The sequence below is a fragment of the Candidatus Paraluminiphilus aquimaris genome, from assembly GCF_026230195.1.
GTDB classification, from domain to species: domain Bacteria; phylum Pseudomonadota; class Gammaproteobacteria; order Pseudomonadales; family Halieaceae; genus Luminiphilus; species Luminiphilus aquimaris.
This window is the reverse complement of sequence record NZ_CP036501.1, coordinates 52,384-76,206: the sequence shown is the minus strand read 5'-3', so window position 1 is coordinate 76,206 and position 23,823 is coordinate 52,384. Positions and strand designations below refer to the sequence as shown.

General features: G+C 53.4%; 19 protein-coding genes and 1 tRNA gene. 16 read left to right on the top strand and 4 right to left on the bottom strand.

The window, feature by feature from the left end; translation table 11 throughout:
• Positions 1 to 18 precede the first annotated feature (18 nt).
• The 5 genes from E0F26_RS00325 to E0F26_RS00305 all read left to right on the top strand — a co-directional run bounded on the left by E0F26_RS00325 (position 19) and on the right by E0F26_RS00305 (position 4,695).
• Complete coding sequence (locus tag E0F26_RS00325) at positions 19 to 714, top strand: corrinoid protein (RefSeq protein WP_279242052.1); 696 nt, start codon at positions 19 to 21, stop codon at positions 712 to 714.
• 5 nt (positions 715 to 719) lie between these two features.
• On the top strand, positions 720 to 1,325 hold the full coding sequence (locus tag E0F26_RS00320; protein ID WP_279242051.1) for a DUF1638 domain-containing protein: 606 nt from the start codon (positions 720 to 722) through the stop codon (positions 1,323 to 1,325).
• A 2-nt stretch (positions 1,326 to 1,327) separates the two neighbouring features.
• Positions 1,328 to 1,633 carry a virulence factor gene (locus E0F26_RS00315; protein ID WP_279242050.1) on the top strand — a complete coding sequence of 102 codons (306 nt, stop codon included), beginning with the start codon at positions 1,328 to 1,330 and terminating at the stop codon, positions 1,631 to 1,633.
• A gap of 140 nt (positions 1,634 to 1,773) precedes the next feature.
• Positions 1,774 to 2,670 carry a methyltetrahydrofolate cobalamin methyltransferase gene (locus E0F26_RS00310; RefSeq protein ID WP_279242049.1) on the top strand — a complete coding sequence of 299 codons (897 nt, stop codon included), beginning with the start codon at positions 1,774 to 1,776 and terminating at the stop codon, positions 2,668 to 2,670.
• Positions 2,671 to 2,679: 9 nt separating this feature from the next.
• Positions 2,680 to 4,695 carry an ASKHA domain-containing protein gene (locus tag E0F26_RS00305; protein ID WP_279242048.1) on the top strand — a complete coding sequence of 672 codons (2,016 nt, stop codon included), beginning with the start codon at positions 2,680 to 2,682 and terminating at the stop codon, positions 4,693 to 4,695.
• Positions 4,696 to 4,757: 62 nt separating this feature from the next.
• Here the strand turns inward: E0F26_RS00305 and E0F26_RS00300 are convergent, their stop codons facing one another.
• Positions 4,758 to 7,328: a GcvT family protein gene (locus tag E0F26_RS00300; protein WP_279242047.1), complete on the bottom strand. Its 2,571-nt coding sequence runs from the start codon at positions 7,326 to 7,328 to the stop codon at positions 4,758 to 4,760.
• A 308-nt stretch (positions 7,329 to 7,636) separates the two neighbouring features.
• Between E0F26_RS00300 and E0F26_RS00295 the strand changes: the two genes are divergently transcribed.
• From E0F26_RS00295 to pnp, 9 genes are all read left to right on the top strand, one after another.
• Positions 7,637 to 8,632, top strand: a complete 996-nt coding sequence (locus E0F26_RS00295) for a P1 family peptidase (RefSeq protein WP_279242046.1) — start codon at positions 7,637 to 7,639, stop codon at positions 8,630 to 8,632.
• A 336-nt stretch (positions 8,633 to 8,968) separates the two neighbouring features.
• A tRNA-Met gene (locus E0F26_RS00290) sits at positions 8,969 to 9,045 on the top strand.
• A 79-nt stretch (positions 9,046 to 9,124) separates the two neighbouring features.
• Complete coding sequence (rimP, locus tag E0F26_RS00285) at positions 9,125 to 9,682, top strand: ribosome maturation factor RimP (protein WP_478210047.1); 558 nt, start codon at positions 9,125 to 9,127, stop codon at positions 9,680 to 9,682.
• A 3-nt stretch (positions 9,683 to 9,685) separates the two neighbouring features.
• Positions 9,686 to 11,185: a transcription termination factor NusA gene (gene nusA, locus E0F26_RS00280; RefSeq protein WP_279242045.1), complete on the top strand. Its 1,500-nt coding sequence runs from the start codon at positions 9,686 to 9,688 to the stop codon at positions 11,183 to 11,185.
• A gap of 55 nt (positions 11,186 to 11,240) precedes the next feature.
• Entirely contained in the window at positions 11,241 to 13,949 is a 2,709-nt protein-coding gene (gene infB / locus E0F26_RS00275) for a translation initiation factor IF-2 (protein WP_279242044.1), read from the top strand.
• 16 nt (positions 13,950 to 13,965) lie between these two features.
• Positions 13,966 to 14,361, top strand: a complete 396-nt coding sequence (gene rbfA, locus E0F26_RS00270) for a 30S ribosome-binding factor RbfA (protein ID WP_279242043.1) — start codon at positions 13,966 to 13,968, stop codon at positions 14,359 to 14,361.
• A 1-nt stretch (position 14,362) separates the two neighbouring features.
• A complete protein-coding gene (gene truB, locus E0F26_RS00265; protein ID WP_279243234.1) occupies positions 14,363 to 15,292 on the top strand; it encodes a tRNA pseudouridine(55) synthase TruB in 930 nt (309 codons plus the stop codon).
• 59 nt (positions 15,293 to 15,351) lie between these two features.
• Positions 15,352 to 15,621: a 30S ribosomal protein S15 gene (gene rpsO, locus E0F26_RS00260; RefSeq protein ID WP_279242042.1), complete on the top strand. Its 270-nt coding sequence runs from the start codon at positions 15,352 to 15,354 to the stop codon at positions 15,619 to 15,621.
• Positions 15,622 to 15,672: 51 nt separating this feature from the next.
• A complete protein-coding gene (pnp, locus tag E0F26_RS00255) occupies positions 15,673 to 17,958 on the top strand; it encodes a polyribonucleotide nucleotidyltransferase (protein ID WP_279242041.1) in 2,286 nt (761 codons plus the stop codon).
• Positions 17,959 to 18,090: 132 nt separating this feature from the next.
• Here the strand turns inward: pnp and acs are convergent, their stop codons facing one another.
• Positions 18,091 to 20,025: an acetate--CoA ligase gene (gene acs / locus E0F26_RS00250; protein WP_279242040.1), complete on the bottom strand. Its 1,935-nt coding sequence runs from the start codon at positions 20,023 to 20,025 to the stop codon at positions 18,091 to 18,093.
• A gap of 123 nt (positions 20,026 to 20,148) precedes the next feature.
• On the opposite strand from acs, the gene E0F26_RS00245 reads away from it, so the two are divergent.
• Both E0F26_RS00245 and E0F26_RS00240 read left to right on the top strand, forming a co-directional pair.
• Entirely contained in the window at positions 20,149 to 20,421 is a 273-nt protein-coding gene (locus tag E0F26_RS00245) for a DUF4212 domain-containing protein (protein ID WP_279242039.1), read from the top strand.
• A complete protein-coding gene (locus tag E0F26_RS00240; protein ID WP_279242038.1) occupies positions 20,421 to 22,142 on the top strand; it encodes a sodium:solute symporter family protein in 1,722 nt (573 codons plus the stop codon). The genes E0F26_RS00245 and E0F26_RS00240 overlap by 1 nt, the downstream gene beginning before the upstream one ends.
• A 22-nt stretch (positions 22,143 to 22,164) precedes the next feature.
• Here the strand turns inward: E0F26_RS00240 and panC are convergent, their stop codons facing one another.
• Positions 22,165 to 23,013: a pantoate--beta-alanine ligase gene (gene panC / locus E0F26_RS00235; RefSeq protein WP_279242037.1), complete on the bottom strand. Its 849-nt coding sequence runs from the start codon at positions 23,011 to 23,013 to the stop codon at positions 22,165 to 22,167.
• Positions 23,014 to 23,808, bottom strand: a complete 795-nt coding sequence (gene panB / locus E0F26_RS00230; RefSeq protein WP_279242036.1) for a 3-methyl-2-oxobutanoate hydroxymethyltransferase — start codon at positions 23,806 to 23,808, stop codon at positions 23,014 to 23,016.
• Positions 23,809 to 23,823: the final 15 nt, after the last annotated feature.

The window sequence follows — 23,823 nt, the reverse complement described above, 5'->3', positions numbered from 1 at the left end:
TTAGGGGAGACAAAACCAATGTCCGACGAAGAAGACATCATCCTTTCCGAACTATCTGACGACGACCTCATCGTACAAATGCATGACGATTTATACGATGGTCTGAAAGAGGAGATAGAAGAAGGTACCCACATTTTACTCGAGCGTGGCTGGTCAGCTGAACAGGTTCTGAGTAAGGCGCTAGTTGATGGCATGACCATTGTTGGCATCGATTTTCGCGACGGTATTTTGTTCGTGCCCGAGGTATTACTCGCAGCGAACGCGATGAAAGGCGGCATGTCGATTTTGCGTCCGTTGCTGGCCGAGACAGGTGCTAAGCCTGTGGGCACTATGGTTATCGGAACGGTGAAGGGTGATATTCATGATATTGGAAAGAACCTGGTTGCGATGATGATGGAAGGCGCGGGCTTTGAGGTGTATGACATCGGCATTAACAACTCCGTGGAAGATTATGTGGCTGCGCTAGAGCGCCATAAGCCAGATATTCTGGGCATGTCTGCGCTACTGACAACCACGATGCCGTATATGAAAGTCGTCATTGACGCACTGAAAGAGCAAGGTATCCGCGATGACTATATCGTGATGGTGGGTGGAGCACCGTTGAACGAAGAGTTCGGCGAGGCTGTCGGCGCCGATGCCTACTGCCGTGATGCGGCAGAGGCTGCAGTGTCAGCTGTGCGCCTCGTCGAAGAACGTCGCGTGGCACAAGGCTAAATGGCGTGTCGCGCGTCTTAATTATTGGTTGCGGTGCACTCGCGGCCGAGATTACGGCGCTTAAAAAGGCCAATAACTGGTCGCAGGTCGATGTTCAGTGCCTCGACGCTGCCCTGCACAATCGGCCTGAGCGTATCGCTGGTGAATTAGAGCGGGTGCTCCTAACACTTCACAACGATTACGAAAAAATTGTCATCGCCTACGCTGACTGTGGTTCGGGCGGTGGCATTGACCGTGTGGCCGAGCGCTTCGGTGCACACCGGCTACCCGGCGCTCATTGCTATGAGTTTTTTGCCACGAGTGATGTCTTTAATGTGCTGGCAGAGTCTGAGCCCGGAACCTTTTATCTGACTGATTTTCTAGTGCGCCATTTTAATCGATTGGTTATTGACGATATGAAACTTGATCAACATCCAGAGATCGAAGCGATGCTTTTTGGTCATTACCGCAAAGTGGTTTATCTCGCCCAAACCGTTGACGCTAAATTGCGCGACGCAGCCAGATTGGCGGCGACTCGGCTCGGACTTCCGCTTGAGATAATCGATACCGGATATGGTTTGCTAGGCGAGAGCTTAGAGGCGCAGGTTATTACTGTCTCACAAGGGGGTTAGCGGTGCAGCGAATCGATGTTTTTTGGCGGGACATACCCTCGCAAATTCTGATTAAACGGGGCCGAGAGCGCGGGAAGTACCTCCTTGAGCATCGGTTTCAAGCGGCGATTGATCGCGCAGCAATGCGAGCTGGCAAAGGCGGTAGCGACGCGTATTTGGACGAATGGCGTCGTCACACGACGTCGATAGAGTCGGATGAGAGTGCTCAGGCGCTGGCTATGGCAATCGGCAAAGAAATCGAGGCTCAGGTGACCGATGCAATGCTCGAGACCTGGGTCAAAAACAAAGGATTTGATGAAGCAAATTAGCTTGCATCAGAAGCTGTCAGGCGTTAAAAAACGCTCGGCAAAAACGCCTCGGTATTCGGTCGAACGGTACATATTCGATTACTGAAAAATACACAATAATAGGTGCGCACCCACACGCGATAAGTGCACCGGAGACACTCATGACAACCACTATTATTAGCTCGGCCACGAAAGAAGTCCGCATCGGTTTTGATCAACGTTTCGTCGTTATTGGTGAACGTATTAATCCCACGGGGCGGAAAATTCTCGCCGAGGAGATGAAAAACGGCGACTACAGTCGTGTGGAAGCGGATGCGCTTGCGCAGGTTGCTGCGGGTGCGCACATGCTCGACGTCAATGCAGGAATTCCGCTCGCTGATGAGCCACGTATCCTCGCCGAAGCGATTCAGCTCGTCCAGTCAGTGACCGATGTGCCATTGAGTATCGATTCATCCATCGTGGAAGCCCTAGAGTCAGGACTGTCAGTCTATCAGGGTAAAGCCTTGGTCAATTCGGTTACCGGTGAAGACGAAGTCCTCGAGCGCGTTCTTCCGCTCGTCGCGAAGTACGGTGCAGCGGTCGTGGCTATCTCAAATGATGAAACGGGTATTTCTGAGGATCCTAACGAACGTTTTAAAGTCGCAAAGAAGATTGTTGAACGTGCGGCCGATTATGGCATTTCGCATGAAGACGTCGTGGTTGATCCGCTCGTAATGCCTATTGGTGCAATTAATCAGGCGGGGGTTCAGGTAATGGAGCTTGTCCGTCGGCTCCGAACAGAGCTGAAGGTGAACACCACTTGCGGGGCCTCGAATGTTAGTTTCGGGCTGCCCAATAGAAATGGCGTCAATGCGGCCTTTCTCACCATGGCAATGGGTGCAGGTATGACGTCTGCTATTACCAGTCCACTTCACGCCGAGGTTATGCAGGCGGTGCGAGGGGGTGATGTCATGATGGGACACGATCCTGACTGTGCGAATTGGATCAGGGCGTATCGCGAGCCCGCACCCGAGGGTGCAGGTGGACGTCGCGGCCGCGCAGGTCGTCGACGAGGCTAACGAGTGGGCGTGTCGGTCGAACAGGTCAAAGTTCTTTTTTTACCCTCGGGCAAGCGCGGTGAGTTCCCTAAGCACACTCGATTGCTAGAGGCTGCGCGAACGTTAGGCGTTGATATCGATTCCGTCTGTGGTGGGCGTGGTCTCTGTGGGCGTTGTCAGATTGCCTGCATGACGGGAACATTCCAAAAACATGAGATGGTCTCCAAACCGGAGCACCTCTCTGCGCCAGTTGCCACTGAAATAAAATTCAATGAACGTAAAGGTCCGCTGCCTGAAGGTCGGCGTCTGAGCTGCCATGCTGAGCTGCTTGATGATGTGATCATCGATGTACCACCTGAGAGTCAGGTTCATCGACAAATTATTCGAAAAGACGCTGAACATCGTGACATCCAGCTAAACACCGCAACAAGGCTTTATTTTGTAACGCTGCCAGAGTCGACGCTAGACGACGCACGCGGGGAATCGAAACTTTTGTTGGCGGCACTCAAAGCTGACTGGGGACTTGCGGATCTAACCATAGAGACGTCAGAGCTTATCAGGCTTCAGACAGCACTCGCCTCAGGCGATCGAGGCGTGACAGTCGCTGTTTTTGAGTCGCGAAGAATTATAGGAATTTGGTCGGGATTATTTGAGTCGCCAAGAGGCGTAGCAGTCGATGTGGGCTCGACGACGGTTGCAGCGCACCTCTGCGACCTCACTACGGGTGATGTCTTGTCGTCCGCGAGCGTCATGAACCCTCAGATCCCCTTTGGTGAAGACCTCATGAGCCGAGTTAGTTACATCATGATGCACCCCGAGGGTGCTGATGCAATGAGTTCGGCGATTCAGTCCGCGCTGAGCAAGCTGTTTATTGAGCTAACTGATCAGCTGGGTGAGACAACCGATAACATTCTTGAAATCTCCTTGGTGGCCAACCCCATCATGCATCACTTGGTTTTGGGTATTAATCCAATCAACCTAGGGGGTGCCCCGTTTGCGCTCACGGTCGATGAGGCTGTGACGCTAAGAGCCCGCGATTTGGGACTCGATACACACAATCAAGCGAGATTGTTCGTCTTGCCGTGCATTGCGGGCCACGTTGGCGCGGATACGGCAGGCCTGATCCTTGCAGAGAGTCCGGATACGGATGATGCAATGAGCTTGATTGTGGACGTGGGCACAAATGCAGAAATCGTTCTCGGCAATAAAGATCGTCTTTTGGTTTGCTCAAGCCCCACAGGGCCGGCCTTTGAGGGCGGGGAAATAAGTGCGGGGCAGCGAGCTACCGCGGGCGCAATCGAGCGCGTGAGAATCGACCGGTCAACCCTAGAGCCCAAGTTTAGGGTGATCGGCTCTGAGCTTTGGTCGACCGATAGCCATTTCGGTGAGGCAACGAAGGAGCTCAGTATCACCGGTATTTGCGGCTCCGGAATTATCGAAGTAATCGCAGAGATGTTCCTCGCCGGCATTATCTCAGAGGACGGTATTGTTGACGGTGCACTTGCCGAGCGGACGACGCGTGTCAGAGCTCACGGTCGAACGTGGTCTTATGTGTTGCACTTTGCTGAGGATGCGTCGCAACGCGATATCGTTATTACCCAAAATGACGTTCGCCAGATCCAGTTGGCAAAAGCTGCGCTCTACGCCGGAATAAAGTTGCTCATGGACAAAATGGGTGTGTCTGAGGTCGATCGTATCCGTCTTGCTGGCGCCTTCGGGAGTCATATCAGCGTCGAGCATGCGATGGTGCTCGGATTGATTCCTGACTGTTCGCTTGATCATGTGTCGTCTGCGGGCAATGCAGCCGGTGTCGGTGCTCGCATAGCCTTGTTAGATCACGACGCACGTGGGGGTATTCAGCGAACGGTCAATAAGGCAGAGCGCATTGAAACGGCCACTGAAACGGATTTTCAGGACTACTTTGTCGCTGCTATGGCGTTTCCACACAAGATGGATCCTTTCGACAATTTGTTCTCGGTGTTAGAGCGTCCGCAACCGAAAGCTGCACCGCAGACGGAGAGTCGAAGACGTCGGCGTCGTGGTTAAAATGAATAAGCGTAAGAAGTGAAAAAGGGGCGCAAGGCCCCTTTTTTTTGATAGCGGATTTGCTAGCTTTTTGGCCGCTCGTTTGTAGGGTCCAATAAGGCGCCGTAACCGACTTTCATTATCTTCGCTTCGTACTGGTCACCAAAGTACTCAATGAGAACGGTGTCACCCTCGACAGCTTTGTCGGCCGGTAGATAACCCATCGCGATGTTGACGCCCAAGCTCGGGCCAAAGGCCATGCTCGTGGTGTAGGAGCGACGACCGTGGGAGTCAATGATCACCTCTTTCGACTCGACGTCGAGGATTGGCCAGTTGCCCACTGGGTAGCGAACAACGCCATTACTGTCGGTTGTGTCCCCAAGCTCCAAGGTGCAGAGGTAAGCTGCCTGCTGCTCGAGTTCGCGTTGTTGAACGTATGCTTCTTTGCCGTGGAAGTCCGCCGCTTTTACTTTGGGACGGGCAAGTCCTGCCTCGTAGAGGTTGTACTCGGTTTCGAGGTCGGCATTTTGCAGTCTAAGGCTCTTTTCCAGCCGTCGACTGTTTGCATAGGTCTCGATACCCACAGGCGTTACACCGAGGTCAAAGAGCGCGTCCCAAATGGCCAAGCCATCCGAGAAGGGGAAATAGAGCTCCCAACCCTGCTCACCAACATAGCTGATTCGGAATGCCCAAACCTTCACACCGCAGACTGTAATCTCCTTGGTAGTCGCGAAAGGGAAGGCCTCATTGGAAATGCTATCGGGGTCATCCATGAGCTTGGCGAGCGTGGTCCGCGCGTCGGGTCCCCAAAGACCCAATGTTGCAAGGTCTTCGCTGCGGTCATGGAACGTGACGTTCGGGAAACCTTTCCGGTCACTCATGTCACGCATCCAGATGTAGTCGCGATGACCTGTATCGCCACCGCAGACGACGCGGAAGCAATCCTCTGTCAGTCGGATGACAGTGAGGTCGGAGCGAATACCCCCCTCATGATCAAGGAAGTGGGTGTAAACACCTTTTCCAATAGCCGTATCGGCCCCCACTTTAGCTACCGACAAATACTCCATAAGTGCTTCGGCATCCGAGCCTTCAACATCGAAGATGGCAAAGTGCGACAGATTGATCATGCCAACGCTATCGCTCATAGCAAGCTGCTCGGCGTTCGAGACCTCCCAGAAGTGGCGGTTGTCCCATTCTGCTTCACGAACCGGCACTTGATCTCTGTATTTTTCGAGCAGTGTTGCCTCGTTGGCGGCATAACCGTGAGCACGTTCCCACCCGGCAACCTCCATAAAGTATCCACCTAAGGCAACTTCGCGCTCATAGAACGGGCTTACGCGCATGCCTCGTGAGGTAGCAAAAGGCTCGCGAGGATGAACCGCAGGAGTGTAGATCTTCTGTGCTGACTCGTAGCAGCGGCTGCGGACGTAGTCATCACCTTTTTGTATCGGGTAGTGACGTGCAGAATCCACACTATGGATATCTTGCTTGGTACGCCCGTGTGTCATCCATTCTGCAAGTAACTTTCCGGCGCCCGGACCTTCTTTTACCCAAACGGCTTCGCACAACCAGAGATTTTTCACCTCGGTTGATTCGCCAATGATGGAGCTGCTATCGGGTGTAATGGACAAAAGGCCATTGAAAGACCGACGCTCTTCCCATCCCAATTCTCCAAGAACAGGAGTGAGCTCAATTGCGCGCTCAAACGCCTCCATTACCTGGTCAAGCGTCATGTCACGCATTGAGGGTGAAAGTCGCGCCTCTCCGGGCTCCGCAATATCCGTTGGGTCTACTAGCCGCGGGTCAAAGGGCTCGTAGTAGCCCCACTCGAGTAATCCACCTTCAGGTGTTGTGGGATCGCCAGTATCGCGAACGTAAGCAGAGTTGCCTTGATCGCGCATGAGTGGGTAGACGATATCTTTGCCCGTGCCTTCGAGGTGATCCCAAGGTCCAAAGAATAAGAGCGGGTGCTCTAGCGGCATCAACGGGAGTTTTACACCCGCCGTCTGCGAAACAAGGTTTCCCCAGATGCCCACACAAAGAACAACGTAATCGGCCGTGATGGTGCCTTTATGCGTTTCTACTGCCTTGATCACGCCATCTTCAACAATGAGTTTAGTCGCTGGCGTGTAGGCAAATGCCTTGAGCTTACCGGAGGCGACGGCCTCATCGACCAAATCGCCGGCCACCTTCTGCGACCGAGGCGTGACGAGGCCCGCATCGGGGTCCCACATAGCGCCTTGAATTTGATCTTCTTCTAACAGAGGGAACTTCTCTTTCGCCTCCGCTGCCGAGATCATGTAGGCATTTGTACCAAATGCTTTTCCCGAACCTACCTTGCGAATGAGTTCCAACATGCGCTCGTCATCGTCTTTACGCGCTACTTCAAGACCGCCCGTCTTGATGTAGTTACCGCGCTTGGCATAGAACTCTCTGCTGTAGTTGGTGATTTCTACATTGAGCTTGTCATGAGACGTCATGTAGCAAAAATCAGAGGCGTGAGATGTTGAACCAATATCGGTTGGAATCGCTGACTTTTCGAGTCCGACTATGTCGTCCCATCCCTCTTCTATCAGGTGGTGAACAACCGATGCGCCAACGATACCGCCTTGGCCCACAACTACGACTCGTGCATGTTTTGGTAGGTCTGCCATGAACGTCTCCTCTGGCAAGCTTATTGTTATAAAAGTGGCGAGTGTATTCGTTGATTGCGGGAAACGAAATAGAATTCAGACCGATTTACAGGTACTTTTTACGCATGAATTCACGTCTACCCCTGACGTGTTACCGAGTGGCCTTTGGGACGTTTCACACGGCGGTATATTAAGGGTGGATAGGGCCCAAAACGTACATTTCTGGTGTTGGTGTCGGCCCTAGAAATACGGGTAGTGCATTGCCATAGCCACGCACATTATTTTTAAGAAAAATAAATTAGGCAGGTTAGCAAAAGGGTGTAAAGACCATGGAAAATAGCACCATTACCGCGATTGACGGCGTAACCGTAGGCCACGTTACCGATGCCCAAAACGCGACAGGCGTGACGGTCGTTCGTTTTGCAGGAGAGGGTGCGACCGCCGCGGTCTCGGTTCAGGGTGCTGCACCCGGTACGCGTGAGACCGACTTGCTTGATCCTGGTAACTTGGTCGATAAAGTCCACGCGATTGTTCTGACGGGCGGAAGTGCCTATGGACTGGATGCGGCGTCGGGCGTTATGGCGGTTCTCGAGGCCCAAGGGCAGGGGTTGGAGGTCATGCCGGGCGTTGTCGTGCCGATTGTGCCCGCTGCGGTGCTTTTTGATTTGGCTATCGGTTCCCCGGGTGTGCGGCCTAGTGCCGACTGGGGGAAAGAAGCCGTTACGACCGCTTCGTCGCAACCCGTCCAGTCGGGGAATATAGGCGCCGGTACAGGCGCGACAGTGGGTAAATTGGGCGGCCCAGATTTGGTCACGAAGGGTGGGCTCGGCAGTGCAGTGATTGTCTTACCGAATGGAACGAGGGTTGCCGCGTTGGTGGCGGTAAACGCTGTAGGTGAAATCGTGGATAGTCGTTCAGGCGCGGTTGTTGCTGGTGTGCGCAGTTCGAGGGCAGGTGAGTACCAATCTGCGGTTGATCTGGCGATGGGCATGTTGGACCGTGAAGGGCCCATTGCGACTAACACAACAATAGGGATCGTGGCGACCGACGCGACGCTTACGAAGTCGGAACTTAAAAAAGTGGCTGAAATGGCGCACGACGGTCTCGCACGAGCGATTCGACCTGTTCATACCCAATTTGATGGGGATACAGTTTTTGCCGTTTCGACGGGTTTTGAGGGCTCGAGCGAGGACAGTTCGCCCGCATCGGGTAAAAGCCTTAATTCGATCGGTGTCGCTGCAGCAAAAGCGCTTGAGCTGGCGATCATAGATGGTGTCAAGGCCGCTGAATCCATGCTCGGTGTTGTCGCTTCCAAGGATTGGTAAGGCTAGGCAAATATAAAGCCGCAAGACGCTACAGATGGCCCAGGGCATACCGACGAGCAATGAGCTCAAAAAGAAGGGACGCACTGCGTAGGCAGTTCAGAAAGGGCTGAAAGCTAACCCTGCGTTTCATACCGCCTTAGGGTGTCCTCGAACCAGGCCGAGACCAAAAGTGCTTAAGGTGTTCAACCCAGCCAATTACTGACGCTTTTATGGCTTTGTTACTTGACGCAGTAGCGCTGAATCCCTAGACTCCCGCACCTTGATGACAGGGCCGTGGGTTCTGTCTAAATGCCTTCGACGATACCGGCGTCGATACAAGGGGCATTAAAGACTTGATGCGGGGTGGAGCAGCCTGGTAGCTCGTCGGGCTCATAACCCGAAGGTCGTCGGTTCAAATCCGGCCCCCGCTACCAACATAGCGCGATGGTTAGCGCTACATTTGAGGCCCCTTGTTTGGGCCTTTTTTGTGTCTGAAATTTGCCGAGGACGGCGATGAATACGATGGGTGGTAAAGAGAGCCAATTGCTCAAACTGCTTGAACCAACGGTTGATATGTTGGGGTACAAGCTGTGGGGATTGGAGTTGCTGAGCCCAAATCGCAGACCCACGTTGCGTGTCTACATCGATAAAGCGTTGGGTGTCACCGTTGATGACTGCGCTTCAGTCAGTCGTCATCTTGCGGGTGTGTTGGATGTAGAGGATCCATTCGTCGGGGAGTACACCTTGGAGGTGTCTTCACCGGGAATAGATCGCTTGCTCTTTAAGCGAGAGCAGTTCATGGATTATGAAGCGCAGCCTGTGGAAGTTAAGCTGCGATTTCCCTTCGAGGGAAGAAGAAAGTTTAGAGGGTGGTTTTTGGGTTTTGATGGCGACGATATTGTTGTCCGCGTTGACAAACATGAATACCTCCTACCCCTAAATAGTATCGATAGGGCTCGTGTGCAGCCGACGGCAGAGTGGATTGAGCGGGCTAGACCTGCAGCCGTAACTGAATTAAATGAAAGCGTTAAAGAGGGCGATGCAGTCCTCGACAATCAAAGTGAGACATAGGGAATGAACAAAGAAATTTTGATGGTCGCCGAAGCCGTTTCAAATGAAAAAGGCGTTTCCGAAGACATTATCTTTGAAGCGATTGAGTTGGCACTCGCTACTGCGACAAAAAAGCGGTACGACGAAGAGTCAGATATCGAGGTGGTAATTGACCGAACATCCGGCGATTACGTAACAAAGCGCAAGTGGCTAGTGGTTCCTGACACTGAGCTGGCATTACTCGGTACTCAGTTCACCACAGAGGAAGCGATCGAAGTCGATGAGTCCTTGGTGCCTGGTGATGTGCATGAAGAGGTGATCGACAACGTAGGCTTTGGTCGTATCGCGGCGCAAACGGCTAAGCAAGTAATTGTTCAGCGCGTCCGTGAAGCCGAGCGTGCTCAGGTGGTTGACCAGTACAAAGACCGTCTCGGTGAGCTGCTGGCCGGTACCGTCAAAAAAGTCACCCGCGACAATATAATTTTGGATCTCGGCAACAATGCCGAGGGCCTATTGCCGCGCTCAGAATTAGTCGGCCGCGAAACGTTTCGTATGAATGACAGAGTTCGGGCAATACTCACCGAGATCAACGAGGAAGCGCGTGGCCCCCAGCTCATCATGTCGCGTGCTTGCAAAGAGATGTTGATCGAGTTGTTCAAGATTGAAGTGCCTGAGATATCAGAAGGGGTTATTCAAATTCGTTCTGCTGCGCGCGATCCGGGCTCACGGGCCAAGATTGCTGTAAAGACAGGTGATCAGAGAATCGATCCCGTTGGTGCCTGTGTTGGTATGCGAGGCTCTCGTGTTCAAGCTGTATCAAACGAGCTCGACACTGAGCGAGTCGACATCATATTGTGGGACGACAACCCTGCGCAGCTCGTCATTAACGCGATGTCTCCGGCCGAAGTGGAGTCTATTGTTGTTGATGAAGACAGCAATACCATGGAGGTTGCAGTCGCCGAAGATAACCTTGCGCAAGCCATTGGGCGAGGGGGCCAGAATGTCCGTTTGGCATCTGATCTGACGGGCTGGACTATCAACGTCATGAGCACTGATGAGGCGATTGAAAAGCAAGAAGCCGAGGCAGGAGAGGTGATGGAAACCTTCATGAAAGCACTGGACGTCGATGAAGACGTTGCAGGTGTTCTTGTGGAAGAAGGGTTTACAACGGTTGAGGAAGTGGCTTACGTCCCCTTGGAGGAGATGGCAGACATTGAAGGCTTCGACGAGGATATCGCCGAAGAGCTCCGTGCGCGCGCTAAGGACGCTCTGTTGACGATGGCTATTGCCTCTGAAGAAGAGATAGGTTCGACCGAGCCTGCACAGGATCTACTCGAGATGCGCGGCATGGATAAGCAACTCGCCTACGTCCTCGCCAGTATGGAAGTGGTGACGATGGAAGATCTTGCTGAGCAAAGTGTTGATGAGCTCATGGAGATTGAAGGCATGACCGAGGAATGGGCGGCCGAGCTCATTATGACTGCTCGCGAACCGTGGTTTGCGGAAGAGGGAGAGACTGCCTAACTGACTTCAAAAGCAGAAGGGTAGACGATCAACAGCGAGATTAGAGAGAAACGAAATGGCTGAAGTAACCGTAGAGCAGTTGGCAAAAACCGTGGGTACCGATGCGGCGAAACTGCTGTCGCAGATGAAGGACGCGGGTTTGCCCCACAAAAAGGCCGATGAAACGGTATCGGACGATGATAAGCGCACACTGCTCTCGCATTTGAAGCGAAGCCACGGCAGTGATGAAGAGGCGCCGAGAAAAATTACGCTGAAGCGCAAGTCAGTTAGCACGCTCAAGACAGGTGGAAGCTCCGGTAAGCGGACAGTTAACGTCGAAGTGCGCAAAAAGCGCACTTACGTGAAGCGGCCAGAAATTGAAGAGACAGCTGAGCTTGAGTCAGTTGAGTCAGACGCGGTTGCCGACGCCGAAGTGACGGCGACGCCAGAACCTATCTCGCCAGTGGTTGAAGAGCCCACGCCAGATCCGGAGCCCATTGTAGAGGAGCCGGTTGTTGAGGAAGTGGCAGCCGCACCCGAGGTGGAGGTTCAACCCGAACCCGAGCCAGAGGAAGACCCTCGTAATCTTGACCCTGAAGTTCTTCGCCAGCGTGCTGCAGCCCGTAGGCGTGCCGAGGAAGAAGAGCGGCAACGCAAAATGGACGAGGCGGTTGCTACGCGCAAGGCTGATGAAGAGCGTAAGAAGGCCGAGCAAGAAGCAGCACAAAAGGCCGCCACGGCTGAGAAGGTAGCTGCAACGCAGGGGGATAAGCGGCCTAAGCGGCTTCATGACGCACCCAAGCCCGCCGGTGGACGTGATAACGACGATAGCCGCCGTGGCAAGCCTGGTCGGGGACGACTTGACCGGTCAAATATGTCGGGTGCCCGTGGTAAGCAGCGTGGCCATAATTTGTCGCTCAGTGATATTGAGGCGGCCGAGTCTGGAAGAGGTCGCGGGCGCGGCGGAAAGCGCAGACGTTCGGGTGACGACCAAAATCAGCATGCGTTTGAGCAGCCAACCGAGAAAATTGTTTACGACGTTGAGCTCCCAGAAAACATCAGCGTGGGCGATCTCTCGCAACAGATGGCGGTGAAAGCCGGTGTTGTTATCAAGGAGCTCATGAAGCTTGGTGTCATGGCAACCATCAACCAAATGGTCGATCAGGATACAGCGAGCCTTGTGGTTGAGGAGTTAGGCCATAGGATCAAGCTAAAGTCAGACGATGAGCTGGAAGAGCGGCTTGAAGAGACCATGGCGAATCATGAGGGTACGCCAGAGTTGCGTGCGCCCGTGGTTACCGTGATGGGTCACGTCGACCACGGTAAGACGTCACTTTTGGATTACATCAGAAGCTCACGTGTTGCCGTGGGCGAGGCGGGCGGTATTACCCAGCACATTGGTGCTTACCACGTGAAGACTGATATGGGGATGATCACCTTCCTCGATACACCGGGTCACGCGGCGTTTACCGCCATGCGTGCTCGCGGTGCAAAGTCGACCGATATTGTGGTTTTGGTCGTTGCGGCAGATGACGGAGTCATGCCGCAGACCGAAGAAGCAGTTCAGCACGCTCGGGCTGCCGGTGTGCCATTGGTCGTTGCGATCAACAAAATGGATAAAGAGGGCGCCGATCCAGATCGCGTCAAAAATGAGTTGTCCGCCAAGGAAGTGATTCCTGAAGATTGGGGTGGCGATACGCAGTTCATTCCTGTCTCTGCGCACACAGGCGAGGGTATTGATACGCTGCTTGAAGCTTTGCTGCTGCAGTCAGAGTTGCTTGAGCTGAAAGCCCCGGCAGATGTTCCCGCAAACGGACTTGTAATTGAGTCACGTCTGGATCGCGGTCGTGGTCCCGTGGCCTCGTTATTAGTTCAGCAGGGCACGCTCAACCAGGGCGATATTGTCTTAGCAGGACTTCAGTACGGTCGCGTCAGAGCCATGCTCGATGAGAACGGGCAGCCAATAAAAGTGGCTGGCCCGAGTATTCCTGTGGAGATTTTGGGCCTCGATGGCACGCCCGATGCGGGTGATCCCTTTGTAGCCGTTGAGAGCGAAAAGCGCGCTCGTGAAATTGCCGATTTCCGACAAGAAAAGCAGCGTTCTAGCAAAATAGCGCGGCAGCAGGCGGCCAAATTGGACTCCATGTTTGAAACGATGACGGCTGGAGAGGTTCAAACCCTGAATGTCGTTATTAAGGCTGATGTTCGCGGCTCGTTGGAGGCACTCCAATCGTCGCTTTCTGACCTGGGCAACGACGAGGTCAAGGTCAATGTGGTTGCCGGCGGCGTCGGCGGTATTACCGAGACAGATGTTTCGCTCGCGATGACCAGTAACGCGGTGATTTTTGGCTTTAATACACGCGCCGATACGAAGGCTCGGAGTATGGCGGAGAATGAGGGTGTCGAAGTTCGTTACTACAACGTTATTTACGACATTATCGATGACGTTAAGGCTGCGCTCTCAGGCATGCTTTCGCCTGAGCTTCGCGAAGAAATCGTGGGTATTGCCGAAGTGCGTGACGTATTCCGATCGCCAAAGTTTGGGTTAATCGCCGGTTGTATGGTGACCGAGGGAACGGTTTTCCGTTCCAAGCCTATTCGCGTATTGCGTGACAGCATTGTGATTTACGAGGGTGAGCTAGAGTCGTTGCGCCGCTTCAAAGACGATGCGAACGAGGTGCGTAATGGTACGGAATGCGGTATCGGTGTGAAGAACTACACGGACGTCAAGGTGGGTGATCTCATCGAAGTATTTGACGTTAATGAAGTTGCTCGCTCTTTGTAGGTAAGTAGGTAACGGTTTGCCACAAGAATTCAGTCGCACAGAGCGCGTCGCCGATTACCTTCAACAGGAGCTTGCAAAGCTCCTGTTGCATAGCGTTCGTGATCCGCGTGCAGAGTTTGTGAACATTACTGCGGTCGACGTTAGTCGCGATCTACGCTACGCCAAGGTGTATTACACCAAGCTAGGTGTTGAAAGCGCTGAGGCGGCTACCGATGTTACCCGCGTCTTAGACAAAGCGGCTGGTTTTTTACGAACTGAGGTCGCTAAAGGTTCGAGTCTTCGTACCGTGCCTAAACTCACTTTCAAGTTCGACGAAAGTGTTGGCCGCGGCCGACACATGGAAGATCTACTTGGGCGAGCCCGGGCGTCAGACGCGCTTCGCGGCAATGAAGCAGAGGCGGACGACAGCTGAGATGGCTCGGCGTCGAAAAGGTCGACCGGTCACTGGAATTCTTGTGCTGGACAAACCGATTGGTCCCTCGTCGAATCAGGTTTTGCAGCGCGTTCGTCATTTGTTCGGTGCGGCAAAAGCGGGTCACACCGGGAATTTAGACCCACTTGCGAGCGGCGTCTTACCTATTTGCCTTGGCGAGGCCACGAAGCTCTCACAGTATCTCCTAGACTCCGACAAAGCCTATGAAGCGCGCGTGCTGTTTGGCTGCAGTACGACAACAGGTGATAGCGAGGGAGACATCGTAGCTGAAGCTGACGCAACTGCTCTGAGTGAAGCGGCTTTGAGCACTGCGCTAAGTGGTTTTGTCGGTGATATAGAGCAAGTGCCGCCAATGTACTCGGCATTAAAGGTCGATGGTCAGCCGCTTTATAAGTTGGCCCGGCAGGGGAAAGAGGTTGAGCGGAAAAGCCGCGCAGTGTCGATTCGAGAGATCGATCTTTTTAACTTCCAAGCCGGTACCCGAGCAGAGGCGTCTATTAGCGTTCGATGCAGTAAGGGCACGTACATTCGGACCTTATCGGAGGATTTGGCAGCGTCACTCGGATTGCCGGGGCATATGAGCGCCTTGAGACGGATTGCAACGGGACCCTTTGCGCTGGCTCAGGCAGTGAGTCTCGACACACTGACTCAAGTAGCTGAAGCCGAGGGTCCCACTGCTCTGGATACATTTCTCATGGATCCAGAGTTGGCTGTGGATCATTTGCCACGCGTGGAAGTTGAGAATTCTGCGGCTTTCTACCTAAAACAAGGTCAGGCTGTAGTAGTGCGAAACGCGCCGCTAAATGGTATGGTGCGCGTCGCTGAAGCGGGAGGTCCGTTTTTGGGCATCGGAGAGATGCTCGACGATGGACGTGTCGCTCCGAAGCGACTGTTTGTTGACAGTCATTAATCAACCCCCCTGTAAACCTGCACGGGTGGGCGAAGCGTAACGCAGGTTGGAGAAATATCATGGCACTAGATGCAGCACGAAAAGCTCAAATCGTAGAAGACTATAAGCAGGCAGAGGGTGACACAGGTTCACCGGAAGTACAGGTTGCCTTGTTGACCGCAAATATTGAGCAATTACAGCAGCACTTTAAAGAGCATGCGCAGGATCACCATTCACGTCGTGGTCTCATTCGCATGGTTAACCAGCGCCGTAAACTGTTGGATTACCTGAAGCGCAAGGATACCAGTCGGTACGCATCGTTGATTAAGCGTCTTGGCTTGCGCCGATAAAACGACTTAGGGCCGGCTATATGCCGGCCGATTTATTTTGGAGATAGTTAAGTGAATGTAGTTACAAAAACGTTCCAGTATGGTGGCCAAGAAGTCACGCTGGAAACTGGCCGTATCGCGCGCCAGGCCTCTGGTGCCGTTATGGTGACCATGGGCACAACGTCTGTGCTTTGCACCGTCGTAGCAGAACAAAAGGAAAAGCCTGGACAGGCGTTTTTCCCTCTTTCGGTCCATTACATCGAGAAAGCCTATTCGGTAGGTAAAATTCCCGGTGGTTTCTTTAAGCGTGAGGCTCGACCCAGCGAAAAAGAGACGCTGACATCACGATTGATCGATCGTCCTATTCGCCCCTTGTTCGCCGATGGATTCATGAACGAGGTACAGGTTGTCTGTACAGTCATGTCTGCCGATTTGGAGACGGATCCCGATATCCCCGCGATGATTGGTACTTCAGCCGCCCTAGCGATATCGGGTTGCCCTTTCAATGGTCCGATTGGCGGTGCGCGTGTTGGTTTCACCGAGGCCGACGGCTACTTACTCAACCCTAGCTATACGGCATTGAAAGATAGCAAGCTGGATATGGTGGTAGCCGGTACACGCGATGCGGTACTGATGGTTGAATCGGAAGCAAAAGAGCTGTCGGAAGACCAAATGTTGGGCGCCGTACTGTTTGCTCACCAAGAACTGCAAACGGTTATTAAGGCGATCGACGAGCTCGTTGCAGAGGCAGGTAAGCCGCGTTGGGATTGGTCAGCCGCTGAGGTTAACGAAGCGCTTCGTGCACAAGTTGAAGAGGCCGCTGGTGGAGACTTGGGTGAGGCGTACCGCATTACCGAGAAAGCAGCGCGCTACGAGCGTGTCGGACAGGTGCGAGATGCCGTTATCGAGCAACTTGCATCGGACGAAGGTCCCTCTGCAGACGATATCAAGGACGAGTTTAAAGCGCTCGAGAAGCGCATTGTTCGTCAGCGTATTCTCGCTGGAGAGCCTCGTATCGATGGTCGTGATGGCCGCACGGTTCGTCAAATCGCTTGTGAAGTTGACGTACTTGATAACGTGCACGGTTCGTCATTGTTCACGCGTGGCGAGACCCAAGCCATTGGTGCTGTAACGCTCGGATCTACGCGTGATGCACAGATTATCGATGCGCTCGAGGGTGAGCGGCGTGATCCATTCATGCTGCATTACAACTTCCCTCCTTATTCTGTAGGTGAAGCGGGACGCATGGGATTCACCGGACGTCGCGAAATCGGTCACGGCCGCTTGGCACGTCGCGGATTGGCAGCAGTGCTTCCCAACGAGGAGCAGTTCCCTTACACCATTCGGGTTGTATCAGAGATTACCGAGTCAAACGGTTCGAGTTCTATGGCGTCCGTCTGCGTAGGTTCTCTGGCAATGATGGCCGCGGGCGTACCTTTAAAGGCGCCGGTTGCGGGTATCGCCATGGGTCTGGTGAAAGAAGGAAATCAGTTTGCCGTACTCACCGATATTCTTGGTGACGAGGATCACCTTGGTGATATGGACTTTAAAGTAGCGGGTACCGCTGAAGGCGTTACAGCACTGCAAATGGATATCAAGATCGAAGGTATCAACGAGCAGATCATGGAAGTGGCGCTTGAGCAGGCTCTGCATGCGCGCTTACACATCCTTGGCCAAATGAATTCGGTCCTTGATTCAGCGCGGGAAATTACGTCTGAAAATGCGCCAAGCATGATTGCGTTAAAGGTCGATTCCGACAAGATCCGCGACATTATTGGTAAGGGCGGTGCAACCATTCGTCAGATCACAGAAGAGTCTGGCGCGACGGTCGACATCAATGATGACGGCACTGTAAAAGTCTTTGGTCAGAATCAGGCGGCGCGTGATGCGGCGGTTGAAATGATCATGGCCATCACGGCTGAAGCTGAGGTGGGCGCTGTTTACACAGGTAAGGTTGCGCGCATCGTTGATTTTGGTGCGTTCATTACGATCCTTCCGGGTAAAGACGGCTTGTTGCACATTTCTCAAATCGCAAATGAGCGTGTTGAAAATGTGAGCGATTACCTCACTGAAGGTCAAGAAGTGACGGTTAAGTGTCTTGACGTTGATCAACGTGGTCGTATCAAGCTCTCTATCAAAGAGCTGCTCGAAGATGAAGCGCCCGAGGAAGCACCGGTAGCGGAAGCAGCAGAGGCTGCCGAGCCGGCTGCTGAGCCAGAGGTAGCTGAGGTTGTTGAAGCTGACGTCGCTGAGGAAGCGCCTGCAGAGGACGTAGATGCCGATGAAGCGAATAGCGCTGATGACGCATCAGATGACGCATCTGATGATGATGGTGATGAGGAAGAGGAAGCTAAGTAAGTACGCTAGCTGACTTGTGACCTAAAAAGGCCCGCTGATGCGGGCCTTTTTTTTGGTTGAACTTTCGCGGTGCGAATTGGCGAGTTGCTATTGCTCTGTTGGTGGTCTGTGACCCGAACTGACGCGATGGTGTTATTGGTCGCTACGCCCTGTAATGAGTTGCGCCACGACAGATGGATCAGCCAAGGTAGAGGTATCGCCCAAGCTGTCGAGCTCGTTTTCGGCGATCTTTCTCAAGATCCGTCGCATAATTTTTCCTGAGCGAGTTTTGGGGAGTCCCGGCGCCCATTGTATGACATCAGGTTTTGCTATCGGGCCTATCTCTTTGACGCAGAGCTGTATTAGTTCGGCCCGAAGTTCAGGACTGTCTTCAACACCGGTGACCGGTGTCACGTAGCAATAAATCCCTTGGCCTTTAATTGGGTGTGGATATCCCACGACCGCGGCTTCCGAGATGTCACTGTGAAGAACCAGCGCACTTTCAACCTCAGCCGTACCCATCCTGTGACCCGATACGTTCAGAACATCATCGACGCGGCCCGTGATGCGGAGGTAGCCGTCCGCATCGCGAAGCGCGCCGTCGCCGGTAAAATAGTAGCCCTCATAAGTAGAGAAGTAAGTATCAATGAGGCGCTGGTGATCACCGTAGACGGTTCGAATCTGGCCAGGCCATGATCGTTTAATCACAAGATACCCTGAACCCTCCCCTTCAATCTCTTGTCCCTGCTCATCGAGCAGGGCAGGTTCGACACCGAAGTAGGGGAAACTTGCGTAGCCAGGCTTCATCGCGTGGGCAGATGGCATGGGCGTAATCATCATGGCGCCGGTCTCAGTCTGCCACCAGCTGTCCACAATGGGGCAGCGGCTGTCTCCCACAACGCGGTGGTACCACTCCCAAGCCTCAGGGTTAATGGGTTCCCCTACCGAGCCAATGATTCTGAGACTGCGCCGTGAGTGCCTCGTTACGAAATCGTCGCCGAGAGCATGAAGGGCTCGGATAGCGGTCGGTGCGGTAAAAAATGTATTAATTTGGTGTTTGTCGATCACCTCCCAACAACGTCCACCGTCGGGATAGGTGGGAACACCTTCGAACATGACGGTTGTTGCGCCGTTGGCGAGCGGGCCGTATACGATATACGAGTGTCCAGTCACCCATCCCACGTCTGCTGTACACCAGAAGACCTCGCCTTCACGGTAGTCAAAAACATATTTGAACGTGCTGGCTGCTTGTAATAGATAGCCGCCCGTTGTGTGCAATACACCTTTTGGTTTGCCCGTTGAGCCGGATGTGTACAGGATGAAAAGCGGTGCCTCACTGTCCATCGAGGCGGGCGTGAATTCGGTATCGGCAGTCGATGTGCTCGCGCCGTAAGCAATATCGCGCCCTTCCTCCCAGTGAATGTCACTGCCTGTTCGCTCAAGGACGATAACGGTATCCACGGATGGACAGTTAGTTAAAGCGGCGTCGACATTGGCTTTCAGGGGCACGGTTTTACCACCGCGCAACCCTTCGTCGGCCGTAATTACCATGCGGCAACTCGCGTCATTGATGCGATCTTTGAGTGCCTCCGGAGAAAATCCACCGAACACGACTGAATGAATGGCGCCAATTCGCGTGCAGGCAAGCATGGCATAGGCTGCTTCAGGCACCATAGGCATATATATACAGACACGGTCGCCTGCGCGAACGCCACGGTCATGCATGACATTGGCGAGACGGCAGACCTCGTCTTTGAGCGCCTGGTAGGTGATGCGCTTGTGCTCTGCGGGGTTGTCTCCTTCCCATAGGATGGCGGTTTGATCCGCTCGAGCCGGCAAATGGCGGTCGATGCAGTTAACACTGGCGTTCAGCTTGCCGCCATCGAACCACCGAGCGTGGCCTGTGGACAGGTCGCTGTCGCAGACGGTGTCCCAAGGCTTGTCCCACGATAAGAACTCGGTCGCCTGACTGCTCCAGAAGCTATCTGGATCATCTAGCGACTGCCGGTACATCTCCTGATATTTTTCAGGGGTGATGTGTGCGTCCGCAAAGTTTGCCGGAACGGGATAAATCGCCTCGTTAGACATGCAATGGATCCTTATGGTTTTATCTGTGCGCGGCTGCCGAATAAAGCAACTACCTAATCAATAATGCCGTATGTGTTCTTGCAGTGGAACAAAATGCGTTTGGAAAAAGGAGATATCCAACGAATGGCTGAGTTCGATAATAAAAACGCGCGCAGAGCGCAATTTTCGGCACAAGTTCGAGGACTTATGCTGAAGCTTCTGGTGATTTGGTTTGTTGTGAGCTTTGGTTTCGGCATTCTGATGGTTGAGCCCCTCAATGAAATTCGATTGGGCGGCTACAAGATGGGTTTTTGGTTCGCCCAACAGGGTTCAATCTTTGTTTTTATCGCGTTAATTTTCTATTTTGCGGCGACGATGAGTCGGTTAGAGCGCGAATACAAAGAGGGCTCTGAATAATGAGTCTAACGCTACTGACTTATCTGGTTGTTGGCTTCACCTTTGCGTTGTACATCGGTATTGCGGTCGCTACGAGAGCCTCTTCAACCAAAGATTTTTATGTCGCAGATGGTGGCGTCCACCCGGTCGCTAACGGCATGGCGACTGCTGCTGACTGGATGTCTGCGGCCTCTTTCATTTCTATGGCAGGCCTCATCGCACTCTCATACAACGGTTATGGTGGGTCAGTCTTCCTCATGGGCTGGACCGGGGGCTATGTGCTTTTAGCCCTGTTGATTGCTCCGTACCTTCGGAAATACGGTAAGTACACCGTCCCTGATTTCATAGGTGAGCGCTATTACTCAGATACGGCGCGTGTAGTCGCCGTCATTTGCCTCATTCTGTGCTCCGTTACTTACGTGATAGGTCAAATGAAAGGCGTGGGGGTCGCGTTTTCACGCTTCCTGGAAACCGACTACGAAACAGGCCTTGGTATCGGAATGTTGATCGTTTTTTTCTACGCCGTTTTGGGGGGTATGAAGGGCATTACCTATACGCAAATCGCCCAATATGTCGTGCTGATTACGGCTTATACGATTCCCGCCATCTTTATCAGTCTCCAGCTTACGGGGAACCCGATACCGCAACTAGGCTTGGGCTCCACACTGTCTGGTAGCGATATGTATCTCCTCGATAAGCTCGACCTTATCTTGGTTGATCTTGGTTTCCAGGAGTACACCACAACGCTTCGTGGTAGCACGCTTAATATGCTGGCGTTCACTGCATCGCTCATGATTGGAACGGCCGGACTGCCTCACGTCATTATTCGGTTTTTTACCGTGCCAAGCGTTGCAGCGGCCCGACGGTCTGCAGGGTGGGCTCTGGTATTCATTGCCATTCTCTACACGACAGCGCCAGCCATCGCTGCCATGGCGAGACTGAATATTGTGGATACCATGCAGGCTTCAGACGGGCAGGCATTGCTCATTGAGGAAAAGCCAGCGTGGTTTGAAAATTGGGAGCAAACAGGCCTACTCAAAGTCGAAGACCTGAATGGGGACGGGCGCATCGAGTATACGGCTGACCCTGAAACTAACGAGTTAACAAAATTAGATAATGATATTTTGGTGTTAGCTAACCCAGAAATAGCGCGGTTGCCTAACTGGGTAATCGCCCTTGTGGCGGCCGGTGGTTTGGCCGCCGCTCTCTCAACAGCTGCAGGTCTTTTGTTGGCGATTTCGAGCGCCATTTCTCATGATCTGCTCAAGAGTACCTATATGCCGTCCATTTCCGAGCGCGCCGAGCTTAGAGCCTCTCGGATTGCGATGGCAGTCGCTGTGCTGGGGGCTGGATATTTGGGTCTGAACCCGCCGGGTTTCGCGGCCGGTACCGTCGCGCTCGCCTTTGGTCTTGCGGCATCTTCGCTTTTCCCGGCGTTACTCATGGGCATCTTCGCGCGTGGTATTAGTCGAGAGGGTGCGGTGACTGGAATGTTGGCGGGAATATCCGTGACGCTGCTTTATGTCTTCCAGCACAAGGGAATTATGTTTATTCCGGGAACGAGCTTCCTAGGTGATATGCCACCCAATTGGTTCTTCGGTATCGAGCCAAATGCGTTTGGTGTTGTTGGAGCGATCGTTAATTTCGCAACCGCCTTTATTATAAGTCGCGTCACCTCACCCCCGCCCCGTGAGGTGCAGGAGCTACTCGACTTTCTCCACGAGCCGGGGGAGGCGCAGTGAGTAGCTGCGGTGTTAGGGCGATTTAAAGCGTGGGTATGACGTGGTTATCAATAAGCCGCGTTTTACCCACAAAGACCGCGCCAAATATGGCAACTTCTGTATCTAGCGAGGTTGCCGGGGTGAGATCAAAGGTCTTTCGTGCCTCGAGATAGTCGATATGAAATCCGTGCTTGATGAGAGCTTTACGCGCGGTCTCCAGAGCATCCTCGATCGTGCTTGATCTGCTTTTGACGGCGGTAACAAAGTCAGTGAGTACGCTTGGAAAGCGAGGTGCAAGTTGTCGTTCAGTCTTTGTCAGGTAGCCGTTTCGAGAGCTCATGGCAAGGCCGTCGGCTTCTCGCATTGTCGGAACAGTTATCACCTCGGTATTCATTAGGAGGTCGCGAACCATTTTTTTTATGACAAGAACTTGTTGTAGATCCTTAGCACCGAATGCCGCGACATCGGGTCGTACTGCCCCAAAAAGCTTGCTGACGACGGTTGTTACACCCTTGAAGTGACCGGCGCGCGAGGCGCCGCAAAGTACGTCAGTTAATCCCGGAACTTCCACCGCTGTATGGTGCTCGACACCCTCAGGATAAATATCGACGACTGACGGTGTAAACACGGCAGCCGCGCCAGCCTCTCTCAGACTTTCCAAATCGCGCGCCAAGGTGCGCGGATAGGCATCGAGGTCTTCACTTTCTCCAAACTGCATGGGGTTAACGAATATCGAGGCGACAGTGACGTCGCTTAGCGATTTCGCCTTCTCAACAAGTGATAGATGTCCCGCGTGGAGATTACCCATTGTCGGTGCGAAGCCGACGCGAAAACCCTGTGGGAGAGACGAGCGCCAGGCCTGCATAGCGCTGATGCTGCTGATAATTTCCATTTAGCGATAGGTGTGTTGTGCCTGCGGGTAGGATCCGTCCTTCACCGCGTTTACAAAGGCGGAAATCGCATCTTGCACGGTGTCGGCGTTCGTCATGAAGTTTTCGACGAACTTTGCGGGTTTCTCGGTGAGCCCAAGCAAGTCGTGTAGAACCAACACTTGTGCGTCTGTGCCCGCACCGGCGCCAATACCAATCACCGGTATATCGAGCTTAGATGAGATATCCGCCGCAAGGTCTTCAGGCACGCATTCAAGCAAAACGATACTTGCGCCTGCATCTTGAATTTCTACAGCGTCAGCGAGTATCGATTTCGCTTCCTTCGGTGTTCGCCCCATAACACGATAGCCGCCAAAGACGTTGACCGATTGCGGGGTTAAGCCGAGGTGAGCACAGACGGGGATGCCGCGCTGGACCAATTGATGAATGGTTTCGCTTAGCCAGGTACCCCCTTCAAGCTTTACCATTTGTGCCCCTTTTTGCATCAGTTCCATACTGGCCGTAAGAGCAACATCGGGTGACGAGTACGTCATAAAGGGGAGATCTGACACAATCAGAGAATGGGGGCGGGCTCGAGCAACACATTCGGTGTGATAGACCATTGCTTCGAGCGACACAGGCACGGTCGTGTCGTGGCCTTGTAAGACCATACCGAGGGAGTCACCTACAAGAATGCATTCCGCACCCGCTTCACTAACCAGGCGGGCAAAGGTCGCATCGTAGGCGGTGACCATCACAAACTTTTCGCCTGCGGTTTTCATGGCTTCCAGCTTGCTAGTGGTAATTCGTTCGGACATCGATGTCGGAGCTCC

Bases quoted from the DNA above. Each gene is read 5' to 3' on its own strand.
- E0F26_RS00240 (WP_279242038.1), top strand. From the start codon at position 20,421: ATGAGTCTAACGCTACTGACTTATCTGGTTGTTGGCTTCACCTTTGCG.
- E0F26_RS00295 (WP_279242046.1), top strand. From the start codon at position 7,637: ATGGAAAATAGCACCATTACCGCGATTGACGGCGTAACCGTAGGCCAC.
- acs (WP_279242040.1), bottom strand. From the start codon at position 20,025: ATGTCTAACGAGGCGATTTATCCCGTTCCGGCAAACTTTGCGGACGCA.
- truB (WP_279243234.1), top strand. From the start codon at position 14,363: ATGGCTCGGCGTCGAAAAGGTCGACCGGTCACTGGAATTCTTGTGCTG.
- rimP (WP_478210047.1), top strand. From the start codon at position 9,125: ATGAATACGATGGGTGGTAAAGAGAGCCAATTGCTCAAACTGCTTGAA.
- E0F26_RS00310 (WP_279242049.1), top strand. From the start codon at position 1,774: ATGACAACCACTATTATTAGCTCGGCCACGAAAGAAGTCCGCATCGGT.
- panC (WP_279242037.1), bottom strand. From the start codon at position 23,013: ATGGAAATTATCAGCAGCATCAGCGCTATGCAGGCCTGGCGCTCGTCT.
- E0F26_RS00300 (WP_279242047.1), bottom strand. From the start codon at position 7,328: ATGGCAGACCTACCAAAACATGCACGAGTCGTAGTTGTGGGCCAAGGC.
- E0F26_RS00245 (WP_279242039.1), top strand. From the start codon at position 20,149: ATGGCTGAGTTCGATAATAAAAACGCGCGCAGAGCGCAATTTTCGGCA.
- nusA (WP_279242045.1), top strand. From the start codon at position 9,686: ATGAACAAAGAAATTTTGATGGTCGCCGAAGCCGTTTCAAATGAAAAA.
- rpsO (WP_279242042.1), top strand. From the start codon at position 15,352: ATGGCACTAGATGCAGCACGAAAAGCTCAAATCGTAGAAGACTATAAG.
- panB (WP_279242036.1), bottom strand. From the start codon at position 23,808: ATGTCCGAACGAATTACCACTAGCAAGCTGGAAGCCATGAAAACCGCA.
- infB (WP_279242044.1), top strand. From the start codon at position 11,241: ATGGCTGAAGTAACCGTAGAGCAGTTGGCAAAAACCGTGGGTACCGAT.
- E0F26_RS00325 (WP_279242052.1), top strand. From the start codon at position 19: ATGTCCGACGAAGAAGACATCATCCTTTCCGAACTATCTGACGACGAC.